The organism is Coprobacillus sp. (genome assembly GCF_984815275.1).
In genome coordinates this window covers 47,652-66,332 of sequence record NZ_CFJNYH010000015.1, presented here as the reverse complement: position 1 = coordinate 66,332, position 18,681 = coordinate 47,652, and the positions used below count along the sequence as shown (strand labels likewise).

The 18,681-nt window shown below is 29.9% G+C and carries 20 protein-coding genes; 17 read left to right on the top strand and 3 right to left on the bottom strand.

Annotated elements, in window-relative coordinates:
• The first annotated feature begins 193 nt into the window (after nucleotides 1-193).
• The 15 genes from AC5M21_RS07155 (at nucleotide 194) to AC5M21_RS07085 (ending at nucleotide 14,463) form a co-directional block, all read left to right on the top strand.
• Nucleotides 194-442, top strand: a complete 249-nt coding sequence (locus tag AC5M21_RS07155; RefSeq protein WP_302378597.1) for a spore coat protein — start codon at nucleotides 194-196, stop codon at nucleotides 440-442.
• 111 nt (nucleotides 443-553) lie between these two features.
• A complete protein-coding gene (locus tag AC5M21_RS07150) occupies nucleotides 554-1,219 on the top strand; it encodes a response regulator transcription factor (RefSeq protein WP_008788354.1) in 666 nt (221 codons plus the stop codon).
• Complete coding sequence (locus tag AC5M21_RS07145) at nucleotides 1,207-2,214, top strand: sensor histidine kinase (RefSeq protein WP_008788355.1); 1,008 nt, start codon at nucleotides 1,207-1,209, stop codon at nucleotides 2,212-2,214. Before AC5M21_RS07150 ends, AC5M21_RS07145 begins: the two co-directional genes overlap by 13 nt.
• 52 nt (nucleotides 2,215-2,266) lie before the next feature.
• Complete coding sequence (locus tag AC5M21_RS07140) at nucleotides 2,267-4,558, top strand: ABC transporter permease (RefSeq protein ID WP_008788356.1); 2,292 nt, start codon at nucleotides 2,267-2,269, stop codon at nucleotides 4,556-4,558.
• A gap of 45 nt (nucleotides 4,559-4,603) precedes the next feature.
• Nucleotides 4,604-6,961 carry an ABC transporter permease gene (locus AC5M21_RS07135; protein ID WP_008788357.1) on the top strand — a complete coding sequence of 786 codons (2,358 nt, stop codon included), beginning with the start codon at nucleotides 4,604-4,606 and terminating at the stop codon, nucleotides 6,959-6,961.
• A gap of 11 nt (nucleotides 6,962-6,972) precedes the next feature.
• The gene (locus AC5M21_RS07130; protein ID WP_008788358.1) at nucleotides 6,973-7,656 is read left to right on the top strand and encodes an ABC transporter ATP-binding protein; all 684 of its coding nucleotides are present in this window, start codon (nucleotides 6,973-6,975) and stop codon (nucleotides 7,654-7,656) included.
• A 75-nt stretch (nucleotides 7,657-7,731) separates the two neighbouring features.
• On the top strand, nucleotides 7,732-8,613 hold the full coding sequence (locus tag AC5M21_RS07125; RefSeq protein ID WP_008788359.1) for a LysR family transcriptional regulator: 882 nt from the start codon (nucleotides 7,732-7,734) through the stop codon (nucleotides 8,611-8,613).
• A gap of 77 nt (nucleotides 8,614-8,690) precedes the next feature.
• Complete coding sequence (locus AC5M21_RS07120; RefSeq protein WP_008788360.1) at nucleotides 8,691-9,485, top strand: MBL fold metallo-hydrolase; 795 nt, start codon at nucleotides 8,691-8,693, stop codon at nucleotides 9,483-9,485.
• Nucleotides 9,486-9,774: 289 nt separating this feature from the next.
• Nucleotides 9,775-10,032: a heavy-metal-associated domain-containing protein gene (locus tag AC5M21_RS07115; protein ID WP_147331648.1), complete on the top strand. Its 258-nt coding sequence runs from the start codon at nucleotides 9,775-9,777 to the stop codon at nucleotides 10,030-10,032.
• Between the two features lie 153 nt (nucleotides 10,033-10,185).
• Nucleotides 10,186-10,506 (top strand): MerR family transcriptional regulator, encoded by a 321-nt coding sequence (locus AC5M21_RS07110; protein ID WP_008788362.1) that lies wholly within the window; start codon nucleotides 10,186-10,188, stop codon nucleotides 10,504-10,506.
• Nucleotides 10,507-10,523: 17 nt separating this feature from the next.
• Nucleotides 10,524-11,780, top strand: a complete 1,257-nt coding sequence (locus tag AC5M21_RS07105; RefSeq protein ID WP_008788363.1) for an MFS transporter — start codon at nucleotides 10,524-10,526, stop codon at nucleotides 11,778-11,780.
• The gene (locus AC5M21_RS07100; protein WP_008788364.1) at nucleotides 11,746-12,495 is read left to right on the top strand and encodes a carboxymuconolactone decarboxylase family protein; all 750 of its coding nucleotides are present in this window, start codon (nucleotides 11,746-11,748) and stop codon (nucleotides 12,493-12,495) included. The genes AC5M21_RS07105 and AC5M21_RS07100 overlap by 35 nt, the downstream gene beginning before the upstream one ends.
• Nucleotides 12,496-12,507: 12 nt before the next feature.
• The gene (locus tag AC5M21_RS07095) at nucleotides 12,508-12,906 is read left to right on the top strand and encodes a cupin domain-containing protein (protein WP_008788365.1); all 399 of its coding nucleotides are present in this window, start codon (nucleotides 12,508-12,510) and stop codon (nucleotides 12,904-12,906) included.
• A gap of 12 nt (nucleotides 12,907-12,918) precedes the next feature.
• On the top strand, nucleotides 12,919-13,896 hold the full coding sequence (locus AC5M21_RS07090; RefSeq protein WP_008788366.1) for an aldo/keto reductase: 978 nt from the start codon (nucleotides 12,919-12,921) through the stop codon (nucleotides 13,894-13,896).
• 3 nt (nucleotides 13,897-13,899) lie between these two features.
• Nucleotides 13,900-14,463, top strand: coding sequence for a histidine phosphatase family protein (locus AC5M21_RS07085; protein WP_008788367.1), 564 nt, complete (start codon nucleotides 13,900-13,902; stop codon nucleotides 14,461-14,463).
• A 31-nt stretch (nucleotides 14,464-14,494) separates the two neighbouring features.
• Here AC5M21_RS07085 and AC5M21_RS07080 read toward each other — a convergent pair whose 3' ends face one another.
• Together AC5M21_RS07080 and AC5M21_RS07075 are read right to left on the bottom strand one after the other, a co-directional pair.
• Entirely contained in the window at nucleotides 14,495-14,809 is a 315-nt protein-coding gene (locus tag AC5M21_RS07080; RefSeq protein ID WP_008788368.1) for a PTS sugar transporter subunit IIB, read from the bottom strand.
• Between the two features lie 231 nt (nucleotides 14,810-15,040).
• Nucleotides 15,041-15,877: a MurR/RpiR family transcriptional regulator gene (locus AC5M21_RS07075; RefSeq protein ID WP_008788369.1), complete on the bottom strand. Its 837-nt coding sequence runs from the start codon at nucleotides 15,875-15,877 to the stop codon at nucleotides 15,041-15,043.
• Nucleotides 15,878-16,173: 296 nt separating this feature from the next.
• Here AC5M21_RS07075 and AC5M21_RS07070 point away from each other — a divergent pair, with 296 nt between their 5' ends.
• Nucleotides 16,174-17,067 carry a LysR family transcriptional regulator gene (locus tag AC5M21_RS07070; protein ID WP_008788370.1) on the top strand — a complete coding sequence of 298 codons (894 nt, stop codon included), beginning with the start codon at nucleotides 16,174-16,176 and terminating at the stop codon, nucleotides 17,065-17,067.
• 17 nt (nucleotides 17,068-17,084) lie between these two features.
• On the opposite strand, the gene AC5M21_RS07065 is transcribed toward AC5M21_RS07070, so the two are convergent.
• Nucleotides 17,085-17,954: a DegV family protein gene (locus AC5M21_RS07065; RefSeq protein ID WP_008788371.1), complete on the bottom strand. Its 870-nt coding sequence runs from the start codon at nucleotides 17,952-17,954 to the stop codon at nucleotides 17,085-17,087.
• A gap of 212 nt (nucleotides 17,955-18,166) precedes the next feature.
• Here AC5M21_RS07065 and AC5M21_RS07060 point away from each other — a divergent pair, with 212 nt between their 5' ends.
• Nucleotides 18,167-18,679, top strand: a complete 513-nt coding sequence (locus AC5M21_RS07060; RefSeq protein ID WP_008788372.1) for a flavodoxin — start codon at nucleotides 18,167-18,169, stop codon at nucleotides 18,677-18,679.
• Nucleotides 18,680-18,681: the final 2 nt, after the last annotated feature.

Below are 18,681 nucleotides of genomic sequence, written 5' to 3'. Positions count from 1 at the left end.
CAAAGAATTGCTTTATATTGAAGATGCATTAGGTCATGAAGAGTATTTGAAAAAACAGTGTACTGAAGTCGCTTCTAAACTTCAAGATGCTGAGTTAAAGGAATACGTAAATCAGTTAGTAACAAAACATAATGAATTATTTCAACAATTTTATAATCTTTTATAAAAACAATAAGAAAGGAGATCGAAAATCATGGATGATAAATGTTTAATGGAAAGTCTATTAATGAGTGTTAAAGGAGTTTGTGACTTATATTTACATGGAACTATTGAATCAAATACAGAACATGTGCATTCTGCATTTGATCAAGCATTATGTAATTCTTTAACAATCCAAAATGAGATTTATAAGAAAATGGCTGCTAAAGGTTGGTATCTAACTGAACAGGCTGAACAACAAAAGATAAATCAGTTAAAACAAAAATTCTCTCAAATGTCTTAATTGACAAATTAATAAGATAAAGAAATAGTGTTTCAATCTATGAAGCACTATTTTTTCAGTATTTTCATTCTTAATACACTTTTCTATGATACAATATATACAGGTGATATTATGCAAAAAATACTTGTTGTAGAAGATGATCAATTGATACAAAGGTCATTAAAAGAGGCATTAGAGTTAAAAGACTATGAAGTTATTCAGGCATTTAATGTTAAACAAACTTTAGAAATAATGAATTCATCTATTGATTTAATCATTATGGATATTCAATTACCTGATGGAAATGGAATTTCTTTATGCCAACATATCCGTGAGAATTATCGAACCCCTTTACTATTTTTAACATGTAAAAATAGTGAACAATCTATAGTAGAAGGATTGAGTGCTGGAGGAGATGATTATGTATGTAAACCATTTGGTATTCAGGAACTCTATGCACGTATCCAATCATTATTAAGAAGAATTCCAGTAAATCAGGATATTATTTATACAGCTGATTTAAAGATTGACACAAAAAACTATCAAGTTTATAAGAATGGTCAGTTATTAGATTTAACAAATGTTTGTTATCATATTTTGTTATGTTTGATTCAGCACCATGGCATGGTGATTACACGACAAAATTTATTGGATTTAGTGGAAAGTCAAACCCAGCATTTTATAGAAGACAATACTTTATCTGTTCATATGAAAAGAATTCGCCAAACTTTAGGTACTTATCATGGTCAATCTTATATAGAGACATTAAGAGGGGTGGGATATAGATGGGGCCAATAAAATCAATGGATGCTTATTTATATAAGGGTATTCAGACAATCTATATTATTTCTTTATTAAGCTTTATGATGTATATTATCTTTCAAACCCAGCTTTATCTTTATATGTTAGGGATATGTTTAGGTTTGTTAGGTCTTTTTTATGTTTGGATAAGGAAGAATAATCATGAGCAAATGAAACATCTTATTTCTCATGCAGATGCTATTATTGAACAAAAGAAAGTGAATGTCATTGATGGTGAGGGAGATATGAGTTTGTTATCTCATAAACTTTATACATTATCACATCGTTATAACCAACTTATGAAGACCATGCAACAAGAACAAATCCAATTGAAAGGTTATATTGAAGATATTTCTCATCAATTGAAGACACCAATTACATCTATGAGATTAAATGAAGAATTGCTATTAGATGTTATTGAGGATAATAAACAAAGAGATAAATTACATCAAATTTATCAACAAACATTAAAGATGAATCATTTGGTTAATGATCTTCTGACATTAGCATTGTTAGATTCTCATAGTATTTCTTTTCGGTTTGATGATTATTCAATTGAAACACTTATTGATACTGTTGAAGAAAACTTAGAGCATTTATTAAATCAAAATCATATGATTTTACAGGTTGAACATCAACAGGAAACACTTCTATGTGACTATAAATGGTTTGTAGAAGCTTTAGAAAATATTATTAAAAATTGTATTGAAAAGAATCAGAATGGTTGTATTGATATTATTGTACATAAATTTGAATCATTCATAAAAATTATGATTAGAGACTATGGTCAAGGGTTTGATGAAGAGGAACTGCAACATATTTTTGAACGTTTTTATAGAGGGAAGGTCCCTCAAGGTGAAGGAATAGGTATTGGACTTTCTTTAGCAAAACGAATTATTGAAGAACATCATGGATTTATCGTTGCTAGAAATGATAATGGGGCGGTATTTGAAATCTCAATTCCTCAAGTATTAGCAAAGAAAAAAATTTAAATTCACTGAATTTAAAGATTACTTTGATAATATAAAAATAAGGGGGGATTATATGAATAAGACTTTATATCGTCTTGCATATCGAAACATTATCAAATATAAAAAACATTATATATTTGTTTCACTAATTATCCTTTTTATATCTATTTTTTATAGTACATATACAATTGTTCAAACTTCTTATTTTCAAGTGAATAGATTATGGAATGAACAGGAATATGGTTCATGGTACTTCTATGGACAAATTGCTGAACCAGAGAAATTTGATAAAGTTGCTTATCATTATGAAGAAGACAATGGCTTTCAATATACATATCTTTATTTACAGGGAGTTAATGAAGATGGATACAATGTAGCATATGCAGATAAAGAGTTTAATGAATTATGTAAGGTTGATCTTATTGAAGGACACTTTCCATCTCATAAAAATGAAATTGTTGTCTCTCAGGAACTGTTAAATGAAGAAAAATATCAACTAGGAAACACTGTTCAGATGATGACGACTTTGTTAGAAATGCAAGAATATAAAATTGTAGGTGTTGTGCATAATTCTCAAGAAAATTATTTTGCAGATATATATACAAACATAAATTCAAAGTATGAGAGAGTTACTCTGTTTTGTGATAGAAGTCTAAGCATAGAATCAGGAGAGGAATTCTATAGTCATATTCCAATCAAGCTTTTATATAATGATCAAGGACAAGTTGATGTGAATAAGTATGGTTATGATCATTCAATGTACATGTTAAAATACTTAGAGGCACAATTCGATTTAGCTGTTTTATTACAACTCTTAGTCATAACGAGTTTGGTATTAATAGCTTTTGCTTCTGCAAGCTTGAAACAACGTTCTCATGAATTTGCTTTGCTTAGAGGATTAGGGATGACGAGCAAACAATTGATGCTGATGAATTTATATGAATACGCAATATGTGTCTTTCTATCCATAGTTTTAGGCACATTGATGGCACTGTTTGTTTCTTATGGAATTATGTTCGTTATTAAATATTTTAAAGATATTTTTATCATTATCATTTCACCTTTACAGTTATGTATCAATGCAGCAGTTGTATTGATATGTATAATTATGACATTGCTATATCCAATATCAAAATCTTCAAGACATGCTATGAGTGGGACTTTTGACAGTTATCGTTTTCAATATATTCAAATCCGTTACCGCAGACTGCATTATCAAAATAAATGGCGATTAGCATGGCGAGAATTGAAAGTGAATAAAAAAATACATATACTTTTCATCGTGGCACTTTGCTTTCATACAAGTTTTATACTTATGAATATGATGGCTCAGAATTATAATAATCAAAAGAAAGATATTACATATATTGGTTTAGACAAAACAAAAAAATTAAGTATCCTTACAGATTATCATTTTCATTCACTTGAACTTAATAATATTTATTATACTCATAGCAAAAGTGAAGTGGATATTGTATATAAAGATACAGAAGCTTATGTTGATGATGTTTATACATGTGATGATGATTTGTTAAAGAAAAGTCGAATTGAGGGGAGATTTCCTATGAATGATTATGAAATTCTTATTCATAATAATCCTCAATTATATCTCACATATAATAATGGTTATCATGAAATTTTAGATATTCAATTGTCTATTGGGGATTCATTTCAACTCAATGGTCAAGATGTAACAGTTGTAGGAATTGTTCAACCAGCTGAAATTCTAAAATATAACGATCCTGTAGATGGTTTGTTTAATTTTGAAAGATATTATTTATCTACATATACTGGAATTTATGTAACTCCCTCTCTATATCAAACAATAAATGGAGTTTATGAACAGGATTATATAGATATCTATTATCAAACAGAAAAAGAGAAAAATATTATGATAAGTCAAATATTAAATCAGTATCCTGAACTCCTCAATAATATAGAGGATAAAAATAGTATAGAAATATATTCTGGTTCAAATGCGCGTTCATTTGCTGAATCAAGCATTCATTCATATGTTCTATATGCATCTATGAGTATTTGTATTTTCCTATGTTATTTTATCAATAAAAATGAAATGTTCAATAGAAGAAATGACTATGCTTTATGCCAGTTAATAGGAATGACAAAAAGAGATTTATTGAATAAACAAATAGCTAAAGGAATTATTATATTTGTTCTTGTTATCAGTATACAAACATTTTTTGTTATTATGGAATGTACTTATTTAGAGAATTGGACAATTCCCTATATGGAGTTTATCATTTTAAGTTTATTCGTTTTTGTTATCTGTCTATTGATTTATGTGACTCCACTATACTTTGTATTAAAACATAAGCCATTAGATAATTTAAGAAAAATTGACTAGGAAATCTATTGAAGTGATTCTTATAAAATAAAGGAGGGGAAAGTTATGAATAAGACACTATATCGTCTGGCATATCGAAACATTGTTAAATATAAAAAGCACTATATTTTTGTTTCGCTTATTATCATTTTTATATCAGTTTTTTATAGTACATATTCGATTGTTCAAACTTCTTATTTTCAAGTAAGTAGATTATGGAATGAACAGGAGTATGGTTCATGGTATTTCTATGGACAAATTGCTGAGCCAGAAAAATTTGATAAAGTGGCCTATCAGTATGAAGATAAAAATGGTTTTGAATATGCTTATCTTTTTGATCAAGGAAAGACTGAGAATGAGTGGCGTGTTTCATATGCTGATCAGTCATTCTTTGAACTCTGTCAAATACGTTTGGTAGAAGGACAATTTCCACAGAATGAAGATGAAATCATGATTTCAGAAGAGTTAAAGGAAGATTATCAGCTTAACCAGATTCTTGAAATAAGGACATCTTCAATTGAAGAACGAGAACTAAAAATTGTTGGCATTGTTCATAATTCACAAGAACGATATTTTTCTGATATATATACAAATATACCCGATAAATATGAAACAACAACTATCTTTAGTGATCGTAACTTGGCAGTTAGAAAAGAGAATATGGGTGATTATTATGTTTTAGATATTTCGTTACCACATTTTACTGAACATTATAGTGGAACGGTAATCGATGTAGAATTAGATACTGATAATCATTGGGAACATAATCCATATGGATATAATCATAATGAGAGTATGGCTAATTTTCAAGAAAAGCAGACAGATTTATTTATTTTATTACAGGTTTTATTAATTACAAGTTTTGTCTTAATTACATTTACTTCTGCAAGCTTAAAGCAGCGAGTACAGGAATTTGCTTTAATGCGAGGCATTGGAATGACAACAAGGCAATTAATACTGATGAGTTTTTATGAAAATGTATTATGCTTAATTATAGCCATTATGATTGGAACTTTACTCTCTCCACTCATTTCATATATTATTATGTTAGGTGTTGATTCTTTATTAGGTTATTTTGCTTTCATTCTTTCATCTCAGCAATTGTTTGTGAATGGAGTTATCATATTGATTTGTATGAGTATTACATTGTTGTATCCAATATCCAAATCATCAAAACGAGCCTTAAGTGGGACATTTGATAGTTATACTTTCCAGTATATTCAAGTTCGTTATCGCAATCTCCATTATCAAAACAAATGGCGATTGGCCTGGCGTGAATTAAAAACAAATAAAAAAATGCATTTCTTTCTTATTATAGTTTTATGCTTTCATACAGGTCTTTTTCTTATAAATACAATAATCACTACTTATAATGAGCTTAGTCAAGAAGAAAGTTTAGAAAATTATACAACAGTTGAATATGAAAAAACTAAGCGATTAAGTATATTTGGTGAATATGATTTGAGTTCACTTAATATTCCAAATACATATTATACATATGTGAAAAGTGATATTCCTTGTCAATATGAAAATCAAGATGTATTTTTAAATCAAGTTTTTACTTGTGATCAAGAGATTATTGAAAAGAGTGATATCAAAGGAAGAAAACCTGTGAATGATTATGAAGCCTTAATTGTTGGTGATATCAGTCCTTATCATCTTGAAGAGAATGTAAGTGAAGGAGAAATACAAACAGTACATACCAATATGGATCGCTTACTCATAGGTGATACCCTTGTCTTAAATAATCAAGAGATAGAAATTGTCGGAAGCATTGAGCCAGCAGATACTATCGAAACAAGGACATGGTATGGGGATGATTATTATGAAGGATATTATACAGCTATTGATTATGGGATTTATATCAGTTCTCCACTTTATCAAAAGATTAAAGATGGATATGAAAGCGAATATATTAATATTTTTTATGAAGACGATAATGAAAGAAATCTTTATATACAAAATATTGAAAAATTGTATCCAGAGTTATTAGGGAATATTGAAATACAAGATCATTACATTTTCGGTTTTAGTAATTTAAATTCGGCTCCTGAAACATTTTTTAATTCTTATGTTCTTTGTGGATCTTTTGTGATTTGTATTTTCCTTTGTAGTTTTATGAATAAAAACGAAATGGTAAGTAGGAAAAATGATTATGCATTGATGCAGTTAATAGGGATGACTAAGAAAGATTTATTAATAAAACAATTATTGAAAGGATTTATTATTTTTATTATTATCACATGTTTTAATCTTTTACTAATTGCATTAGAATGTTTTTATTTACGATATTTTCTATTTCCATATGTTGAATTTATAATTGTCAGTATGATTACTCTCATTGTTTGTTTTATTGTTTACAGTTTCCCATTATTAACAATATTGAAGAAAAAACCTTTAGATAATTTAATTAAAACTGAATAGGAGGACTTATTATGATATTAGAAGGAAAAAATCTGAGAAAAACTTATGGTTTTGATGATAACAAAGTTGACGCTATTAAAAATCTATCCATTGATATAGAAGAAGGAACATTTGTTGCCATTGTTGGAAGAAGTGGTAGTGGTAAAAGTACATTGTTACATGTTTTAGGTGGTTTGGTAGAACCTAATGCAGGTGAAGTTTTTTTAGAAGGACAATCACTATATAATATGAATGATGATACTTTAACAAGATTAAGAAGACGCAGAATGGGATTTGTTTTTCAGTTTTTTAATCTTATATCTACACAAAATGTTTTAGAGAATATTGTTTTACCTATTCATCTTGATAATGAACAAGTTGATAATGATTATATTGAAGAGGTCATTCAATTATTAGGACTAGAAGATAAAAAATATGCTTTTATTCATGAATTATCTGGTGGACAGCAACAAAGAGTGGCAATAGCACGTGCTCTTGCAAGTAAACCAGCAATTATCTTTGCTGATGAACCAACAGGTAACCTTGATGCGAAAAGTTCACAGGAAGTGGTTGATTTATTGAAAATAGCACAAAGAAAATATCATGAAACTGTTATTATGGTAACTCATGATGAATTGATTGCGAGTATTGCTGATCGTATTATTACGATTGAAGATGGACAAATTGTTCAAGACACAAGGAAGGTTGTTAAATAACAGTCTTCTTTTTTTGATTCGTTCTCGATTTTAGGGAATCCTTCTAGTATAATGATAAAAGAAAGAGGTGTGACTATGGAGTTAAGAGTATTGAAGTATTTTCTTGCGGTTGCAAGAGAGGAGAATATTACACGAGCTGCAGAGTTTTTACATATTACACAACCAACCTTATCACGACAGTTAATGCAGCTAGAAGATGAATTAAATGCACAATTGTTTATTCGTGGTAAAAATAGAATCACATTAACAGATGAAGGAATGTTGCTAAGAAGACGAGCAGAAGAAATTGTTGATTTGGCTCATAAAACTGAAAAAGAATTTTTAGAACAGAATAATTTAATTACTGGTGAGATTTTTATTGGTGGTGGAGAGACATATTCAATGCATATCCTGGCAAGTGTAATACAGGATTTTAAGTGTGAGTATCCACAGGTTCAATATCATCTCTATAGCGGGAATGCAGATGATGTTAAAGAAAAAATAGATAAGGGACTCATTGATATAGGATTATTAACAGAACCTGTTGATATTGAAAAATATGAATTTATAAGATTGAATCATAAGGAAGTTTGGGGGATTGTTGCACCAATTGAAAGTCCTATTGCACAAAAAGAATATGTAACGGTAGAAGATTTAATTGATTTACCACTTTTGATAACAAGTCGTTCAATTGTTCAAAATGAAATAGCAAACTGGTTTAAAGAGAGTTATGATCATTTAAACATAATAGCCACATATAATTTAATTTATAATGCTGCTATTATGGTTGAACATGGGATTGGTTATGCAATAAGTTTAGAAAAATTAATTAACCCAAGTTCATCGTCAAAGGTGTGCTTTGTTCCATTATCACCACGTTTAGAAACAGGAACAGTTGTTGTCTGGAAAAAGCATCAAATCTTTTCTCCAGCAACTTCACGTTTTATTGAAAAACTGAAAGATTCTTTAAAAGCATAATTGAATATAGATTATAGGTATTAGACATTTTATATCACTTATCCTATAATTATATTGAAAAGAAAGGTGGAAAATATATGAAACAAGCCATTGCTCCAAAAACAATTTCAATAAGACATCAAGCATTTCAGCCTATTTCTCATACAGATATTTATTGGTTGTCAGGTGCAGGAATGATGATAAATAGTCATGGAACAGTTATTATGATCGATCCTTTACTTGAGGGTTTTGATTTACCATTGTTAGTTGATATGCCAATCATTCCTCAAGATGTTCCTCACTTAGATGGTGTACTCATTACACATTGTGATAATGATCATTTTAGTCGAATGACTTGTCTTGATTTATCAGCTGTCACTTCTGCATATCATGGTCCACATTATTTGGCTCAGTTATTCGCAGAGGAAAAACTTCCAGGTCATGGGTATGATATTGGTCAACAATTTGAAATTGGACCAATGAAAATAACATTAACACCAGCAGACCATGCATGGCAAAATGAAAAAGAAAAATATCGTCAAATCAGAGAATATCGCTTTGAAGATTATTGTGGATATTGGATAGATACTCCTGAAGGGAGTATTTGGTTAGTTGGGGATTCTAGACTGCTTGATGAACATCTTCAAATGCCAGAACCAGATGTTATGTTATTTGATTTTTCTGATAACTCTTGGCATATTGGCTTAGATAATGCTATTAAACTTGCTAATACATATCCTCATACTGATTTAATACTTATTCATTGGGGAACAGTTGACGCACCAGATATGGATGCTTTTAATGGGAACCCTAAATCATTAGAAGGAAGAATTATCAATCCTGAACGTATTCATATTGTTGCACCTGGAGAAGTCTTCTCGTTGAAGAGATAAAGTAATGAGCCTATTATATGCAAATAGGTTCTTTTTTGTACAAAAAAATGTTATAAAGTCATTTGACAATAATGATGAATCAGAATAATATATAGATAAGGTTAGTGATGACTAACCTTGCCTAGTGTATAGAGAATAATGAATGAAAATATAAAATATAAATAAGAATGGAGGTATTATTATAGGTACAGTTATTATTTTTCTTGTTTTGCTTATGTTTTGTATAAATAGTATCAAATCATATATGAAAAAGATTTCTCAAAAAAATTATAGTTGTGAGAAATGTTCAGTGACTCTTCAATCAAAAGATAAAAATAAGAAGCATTACCCGTTTTGCATAAAGTTAAAAATAGAAGGAATGACATCTCCAAAATGTAAAGAATGTATTGAGAATACATTTAATCAAATAGAAGGTTATTTCTTGATAGTAGATATGGATACAGAATCAGCATTATTATTTACAAAGCAACAAGTCCCGCAAGAAAGTATTATTCAACAGATGAAATCTGTTGGGTATCGCATATTAGAAATGCAAATAATGGTGTGAAATTTATATTGAATTAAAAGAACTTATTTCTTTGAGATAAGTTCTTTTATAATGCTTACAGAGCATTAATGTACATTCATTATAGGTATTAGACATTGTGCTATGTCTAATATAAAATGAAGATGTCAAAAAAATATATTTAAGGAGGTTATCATGAAGAAAGAGGATGTGAATCGAATATACAGTATTCCATTTTCAATATTAGATGATTATGAAAGTTTACATTTAACAAAGCAAGAAGAGTATGATGAAGAAGATATTGAGAAATTGAGTTTCATTCTCTCGCTACAAAAACTGCATTTTGCTCATGAAGACATCAAAATATATATGCAGTTATATTTATTAGGCGATCAGACAAAATTACAAAGAATAAAAATATTGAAAAGAAAAAGACAACAACTTTTAGATCATATTCATGATACACAAAAGGAATTAGATGCTTTGGATTGTTTGTTATATAAGGTGAATGGATAAGGAAAGGAGTTAATTATATGGAAAATAAAAAACATTGGATTGTTCTTGCAGTTTGCTGTGGTTTGGCAGCCTCATCAATTGGAGTCTCTATTAATTCGTCTGGAGTTTTTTACACTCCTGTTTCTGAAAGTTTGGGTATTATGCGTGGAACATTTTCTATGCATATGACAATATTTTCACTTGTGACAGCAATGGGTGCATTATTTATTCCAAGAATTATGAAAAAAGTCCCATATAAAATATTATTGAGTGTTAGTGTTGGGATTGCTGTGATTGCGACTGGGGCTATGGCTTATGCAAGAACGATACCGGTATTTTATATTTTAGGAGCAGTGAGAGGCTTAAGTACAGGCATGTTTTCAATTGTTCCACTCACTATGATTGTAAATAATTGGTTTGAAAAAAAGCATGGTCTTGCGACAAGTGTTGTTTTTGGTTTTAGTGGCTTGGCTGGCTCTATTTGTTCGCCTATCTTATCTGGTTGTATTGAAACAATGGGATGGCAAACTGGATATTTGATAAAAGCTGCAATTCTATTGGCATTATGCCTTCCAGCTGTTATCTACCCTTTTCATATCAATCCACAGAAAGATGGACTTTTGCCTTATGGTTTTGAGGAAAAGAAAGCAACAGTATCTCTTTCTCATACATCATCGTTTCATTTTATGACAACTGCATTTATTTCGTTCTTTATCTTTGGACTTCTATGTAGTTGTATTACAAGTATAACTCAACATTTACCTGGCTATGGGGAATCAATTGGTTATAATGTCTCATTGGGAGCAACATTATTATCAGCAGGAATGATTGGTAATATTGTATCTAAATTAATTATAGGCGTATTGAGTGATGCTATTGGAGCAGTCAAAGCAACAATAACAATGATTATAGCAAATGTTATTGGAATTATTTTATTGATGATGGGTTCATCATCATGGTTATTAATATTAGGGGCTTTCTTATTTGGATCTTGTTATTCTATAGGTGCAGTATCATTGCCATTGCTTACAAAGTCTTTTTTTGGAGTAGAACATTATGCAACTGTATTCCCAACGATATCATTTGCTTCTAATCTAGGAGCTGCTATTTCATTATCAATGGTAGGATATATTTATGATTTCTTTGGATCATACATGTATGCTTTTATCATTGCCTTGATAATGATTGGAGTTTGTATGATGACATTAACAATAACAATAAAAACAAAATATAAAGTTTTAGAGGATGGAGAAGAATGTTATGAGGAATTTACAACAAGCAAAAACATTATATGATGAATTTAATGATTTGGATGATATCTTAAAGGATGATATTGAATATAAAACGATTATGATGAATTATATTTATGGTGATATTTATCAACATGGGAATTTAAGTCAGCAATTAAGAGAGTTAATACTTATTGTTGTCAATACAACAAATCACACTTTAACAGTATTATCTAGACATGTAAAGGCTGCTATAAAGATGAATGTTCCTCCTATTCAAATTAAAGAAGTCATTTATCAGTGTACACCTTATATTGGTTTTGGAAAGGTAGAAGAAGCATTAGAAGTTGTTAATAAAGTTATGAAGGAATTTCATATTCCTTTACCTTTAGAATCTCAACATACAGTGAATGAAGAAACAAGGTTTCAAGCAGGATTTACTATCCAATGTACAGCGTTTGGAAAAGAACATATTCAATCAGGACATGCTATGGCACCAGAGGAATTAAAACATATTCAAAATTATTTATCAGAACATTGTTTTGGTGATTTCTATACAAGGAATGGTTTAGACTTAAAAATACGTGAGTTGATGACATTTGTGATGTTAGCAACTCTTGGTGGATGTGAAAATCAGTTAAGAGGTCATGTTGGTGCTAATATAACAGTAGGAAATAGTCGTGAACTGTTAATTGAAACCATTACGCAATGTCAACCTTATATTGGATTTCCAAGAACATTAAATGCATTAAATATTATTAACGAAGTGACAAAAAAATAAGGAGAAAAGAAAATGGAGAAGAAAGAAATTTTATTTGGATTAGGTGAACCTAATGATGCATATGCTCAATACTTTGATGGACAAAGCTATTTAAACAGATTAACGGAAACTGGTGGACCTATGGCAAATGTGACATTTGAACCTGGATGTCGCAATCATTGGCATATTCATCATAAGAGTGGACAGATTTTACTTTGTACCATGGGAAGAGGTTATTATCAAGAATGGGGAAAGCCAGCTCAGGAATTAAAACCAGGTGATATTGTATGCATTTCTCCTGAAGTTAAGCATTGGCATGGAGCTGCTAAAGATAGCTGGTTTACACATATTTCTGTTGAAATCCCTGCTAAAGATTCTTCAAATGAATGGTTAGAAGCAGTAGATGAAAATGAATATAATCAATTAGGTTAAGGAGGCAAGAATATGGAGTATGTTCAATTAGGGCATTCAGGATTAGAAGTTTCACGTATCTGTTTAGGGTGTATGAGTTTTGGTGATCCCCAAAAATGGATTCATAGTTGGGTTTTAAATGAGACGGATTCAAGAAAAATTATTAAAAAAGCTTTAGATTTAGGAATTAATTTCTTTGATACTGCTAATGTATATGGTTTAGGGGTTAGTGAAGAGATTTTAGGAAGAGCTCTTAAAGATTATGCAGTTCGAGAAGAAGTTGTTATTGCTACAAAGGTCAGTGGACAAATGCATGAAGGACCAAATGGTGGGGGATTATCGCGTAAATCCATTATGCATGAGGTTGAGCAATGTTTAAAACGTTTGGATACAGATTATATAGATTTATTATATATTCATAGGTGGGATTATAAAACACCGATTGAGGAAACAATGTGTGTTTTAAATGCTCTTGTAAGAAGTGGAAAAGTTCATTATCTTGGTGCATCAAGTATGTATGCATGGCAATTCCAAAAAGCTCAATATGTTGCACAGAGTCATGGCTGGACAAAATTCTCAGTGATGCAAGGACATTACAATCTGCTGTATCGTGAGGAAGAAAGAGAAATGAATCCATTATGTCAAGATATGGGTGTTGCTTTAGTTCCTTATAGTCCACTTGCAGCTGGTCGTTTAACACGTGATTGGAATTCAGATTCAAAGCGTGCACAAGAAGACGAAGTGGCCAAAAGAAAATATGATAATACTCAAGAAGCGGATCAAAAAATTGTTGAAAGAGTGTCTGAAATTGCACAAAAATATCAAGTCACAAGATCTCAAGTTGCAGTTGCTTGGCTATGGTCAAAAGGTGTAACTGCACCAATTGTTGGAATTACTAAAGAAAAGTATTTAGATGACTTTATTGGAGCACTTGATGTCTGCTTGTCTCAAGAAGATATTGAATATTTAGAAGAGTGCTATATTCCTCATAAGATTATGGGGCATGAATAACTGATGAAAACACTTTATTTGATGAGACATGGACAAACACTCTTTAATGTGAGACACAAAATTCAAGGATGGTGTGATTCACCTTTAACCAAAGAAGGTATTTCTCAAGCACAAATTGTTAAATCTTATTTCCAGGACAATAATATTACATTTGATCATGCTTATTCTTCAACTTCTGAAAGATGTTGTGATACATTAGAAATCATAACTGATATGCCTTATACTCGTTTAAAGGCCTTAAAAGAAATGTATTATGGCTTTTTAGAAGGTGAAAGCGAAGATTTAAATGCGAAAACACCTCAGGATTGTGAAACATTCTATATGTATTTTGGGGGAGAATCTTCAAATGATGTCAAAGATAGAATGCTACAAACTTTAACTGATATTATGGAAAAAGATGATCATGAATCTGTTTTAGCTGTTTCACATAGTGGCGCTTGCTTTAATTTCTTAAGAGCAATTCAAGACCCTACAGAAGAACTTAAAAAAGGCTTCCCAAATTGTTGTATATTCATATTTGAATATAATGAACAATTTGAATTAAAAAAAGTCATTAGACATTTATAAAATAAGGTGTAAAAGCTAGAAAATCTAGCCATTACACCTTTTCATTATCTAATAACTCCAATGCTCTTTTTAAAACCTTTTCCCCATTCATCATTCCATAGTCCCTCATATCAATAATTTCTACAGGAATTCTTCCATCTACAATGTTTTTGATTTGATTTAAGCAGTGTCTAACCTGTGGACCAAGCATAACAATATCCCAATCTTTTACAACTGAATCAACTTGTGTAAGAGGAACAGCCATAATTGTGATTTCAATATTTTCTTTCTTTGCATATTTCTCCATATTTGTAACTAATAAACTTGTAGACATACCAGCATTACATACTAATAATATTTTTTTCATTTTTTCTCTCCTCATTTATAATCTGAATGATAGATAAAATAACGAAGGTTATATAACTGTGATATAAATAGATGTAGATTGACAGGAAACCATTTTAACCATCTTCTTTTATCTATCACTACAATCACATTATACTGCAAAGAGAATTTATGAAAATATCTAACTTGTATAAAGAAATTTTTTTGCAAATATTTAAACAAAACAATCAAAACAATGAAAAAAATTAATCATTTAATCAATATAATTATCAATCTTAAAATTCAAGAAATCGTAGAAATTCCTTTCAAAGTAACACGAATATAAACAATCAAGTATATATTGTAAAGAAATACGTGATGAAAAAGAACTGATTTTTTCATGAAAACTTTCATAAGAACACATATAGAGATGATAGTTTGCAAGTGGAGATAATTGTTCTTCATAAGTTGCAGATATTAATATTATTTTTGCTTTGCGTTTTTTTAGTTCATGCATAAGATCTAATATATTAGGTGTTCTTCCCATATAAGATATGACAATGACCAAATCATTTTGTCCTTTGATACAAGCAGACCAATGTTGGTCATACATTGAAGTTGCAATTTCAATAGGCTGACCAATTTCCTGCATATTTTGACGGAAGTTTTCAGCAACTGAAATATTTCCAACAGATGGGTATATAGCAATACTCTTCGCATTATACATTTCTTGAACAATAGCTTTAATAGTTTCTAAATCAAGTAAATTTTTAGTTGCGACAATCGTCTGTTGATATAGACTTTCCATATTATGTATTATTTCATGGTGTGTCTGTCTATGAAAGAAGGGATAATTAAAATCCATATCCTGACTTTCTTTTTCAAAATCTTTTTTTTGAGTAGCAATTAAGACTTTTAAATCACTAAAGTTTGATAATTCCAGTTTGTTACATAAACGATAAACTGTTGTTTGAGAAACATAAGTTTGTAAAGCAAGTTCTTTGGCATTCATCATCATCACTTTTTCTGGGTGAGAAAGTATGAAGTCAACAAGTAATTTTTCATTATCAGTGAGTTTTGTGAGTTGAGATATTTTTGTAAATATATTCATGTCAATTTCCTTTCTATGTTAATTCTATTATAAAAAATGAAAACAATAAAAACAAGAGTTATCAAAATTTTACATAAATGAAACGTACCAATTTTCTATCAAATAAAAATTATCACTTTGATTTGTATGTAAATGATAATCACATTATATAATTCATTGAAAAGGTTGTTTGAATCCTTTGTGATCCATATAAATATTTTATAATAATTTATAACATATTTAAAGTGGGATAGTTTCTACTTGACTTAGAGTTAACTCTAGGGTTTATAATATAAAAGAAAGATGGTGATATATTTATGTTATTAAAACAGATGAAATATTTTATGAGTGTTGTAGATAATCATAGTTTTACTGAAGCTGCTGAGCAATGTTATATATCCCAATCAGCTATATCACAGCAAATCAAATCTTTAGAAAATGAATTTGGTGTTCATTTGATTAAGCGAAATAATCGTCAGTTTTCTTTGACTCCAGCAGGAGAGTATTTTTATCGTCATGGTAGAGAACTCATTGATGAAATTGAACATTTTAAAAATGAAACAAAGAGAAGAGGAACAGATGAAGAGTTAACTTTAAAAATAGGATATTTACGTTGTTATGGGGCTCAGGAACTCCAACATGCTATTGCTCAATTCGCAAGTCTTTATCCAGAGGTTTCACTTTCTATTATGAATGGAACTCATGAAGAACTTTATAACTTGTTAAGATTTCATGATGTTGATTTGGTCATAAGTGATCAAAGGCGTGCTTTTAATCAAGATTATTTTAATTATGAGTTGCTATATAGTGATTGTTATGTTGAAATCTCTACTCATCATCCCTTAAGTGAAAAAAAGACTCTCACTTTAAATGATTTAAAAAGAGTCTCATGTATACTTATATCAACTAAAGAACAACAAGATACTGAAAAAGATTATTATCAAAATACTTTGGGGTTTTCTTCTCCTTTTCTCTTTGCTGAGACATTAGAAGAAGCTCGCTTAATGATAGCTTCCAATCGAGGTTTTCTTCCTATTGAAGCTATCGGAACTTTAACAGAACCTGTCCAGGGGATTAAACGTATCCCTTTATATCATAAAGATAAACAGCTTCAACGTAACTATTGTGCATTTTGGAAAAAAGAAAGAACCAATTATTATATTGAAGAATTTGCTGAACTTTTAAGGCAATTATTAAACGCAGACTGTTAAGCCTGCGTTTTATCATTTTATTTATTTTCCTCAAAGATAAATCCAAAGCATCCTGGACCACTATGGCTTGTAATAACACCACCTGTCTCAATCCAACGAATATTTTGAAATCCATGTTCTTTGGCTATATTTTCAGTCTCTTTCATGATTGTTTTATCCAATCCATAAGAATGTAGCATGAAGAAATCTTCTAAATGACAGTCATATTCAGTTAGAAATTCATTCATCATACGTTTACATATTTTCTTCATATCACGTCCACGATACTTTTTCGTTCCAACAAGTTTGCCATCAATAATTTCTATAATAGGTTTAAGTCCTAAAATATTGGCACCTAAATAAGCGGCATTTGAAACTCTTCCACCAGCTTTGAGAAAGTCTAACTGACTTGGTAAGAAGACCATGTGTGTTTTTTCAATAAGTTTATAAATATAAGATTTAAGTGCCTTTAATTCAATATCAGGGTAGTTTTCTAAATATTTTGCAACTTTATATAAGAGAAAGCCTTGTCCACCAGATACGAATTGAGTATCAATATGACAAACATAGTCTAATCCTTCACTTGCTATATTCGCATTTTGATATGTTGCTGTTGTTACTGCTGAATAACATAAATGTAAGATCAATTTATCAGGATGTTCCTGATGTATTTTTTGATATGCATTCATATATTCTCCAACATTTGTAGCACTTGTTGTTGGAATAGTTTTTGTTTTGTCGTAATAATCAATAATCTCTTTAATTGGAAATTCCCCATCATCATAATTTTTATGATTAAACATAACATGCATTGGTACAATTTCAATACCATATTTTTCAGCAATATCCTTAGGTAAATCTGAACCAGACTCAGCAAGAATAACAAATCCTTTTGTGTATTTATCCATATACAATTCCCCTCTTTCTTTGCTTTCATTGTACACATGATAGTGTATGAATACAATATATTCTATAATAACATAATATTTAAGAAAAATATTTGTTATTTTGTAGAAGAGTATAGGAATTCATATAAGTTAAACTTATCAGAATGATTTGTTATTGAGATTGTTCTGGAAAATAAAAAGACATAAAATTAGATTAAGAAAAGAGGTAAAATATGAAAAAAAATTTAATTGTTTATTTTTCACATAAGAAACAAAATTATGTATCAGGTACAATTAAGGAACTCAAGGTTGGAAATACTGAAGTGATTGCTAAGAAACTTCAAAAGCTGCTAGATGCTGATTTATTTGAAATGATACCACTTCATGATTATCCGTTTGATTATGATGAATGTACTCAAATTGCAAAACAAGAATTGATTCATAAAGTGAGGCCTAAACTTTTAAATGTTGTCCCCCATATACGAGAATATCAGAATATATATTTGGGTTTTCCCTCTTGGTGGGGAACGATGCCTATGTGTATATGGACTTTTTTAGAGAGTTATGATTTAAGTGAGAAATATATTTATCCGTTTTGTACTCATGAAGGAAGTGGCTTAGGGAAGAGTATCCATGATATTGAAAGATTATGTCCAGATAGTTTTATCCAAAAGGGTTTAGATATATATGGGAGTCAAGTTCATCAGTCAGATGTGAAAATAAGTGAATGGATAAAGGAGGTATGATA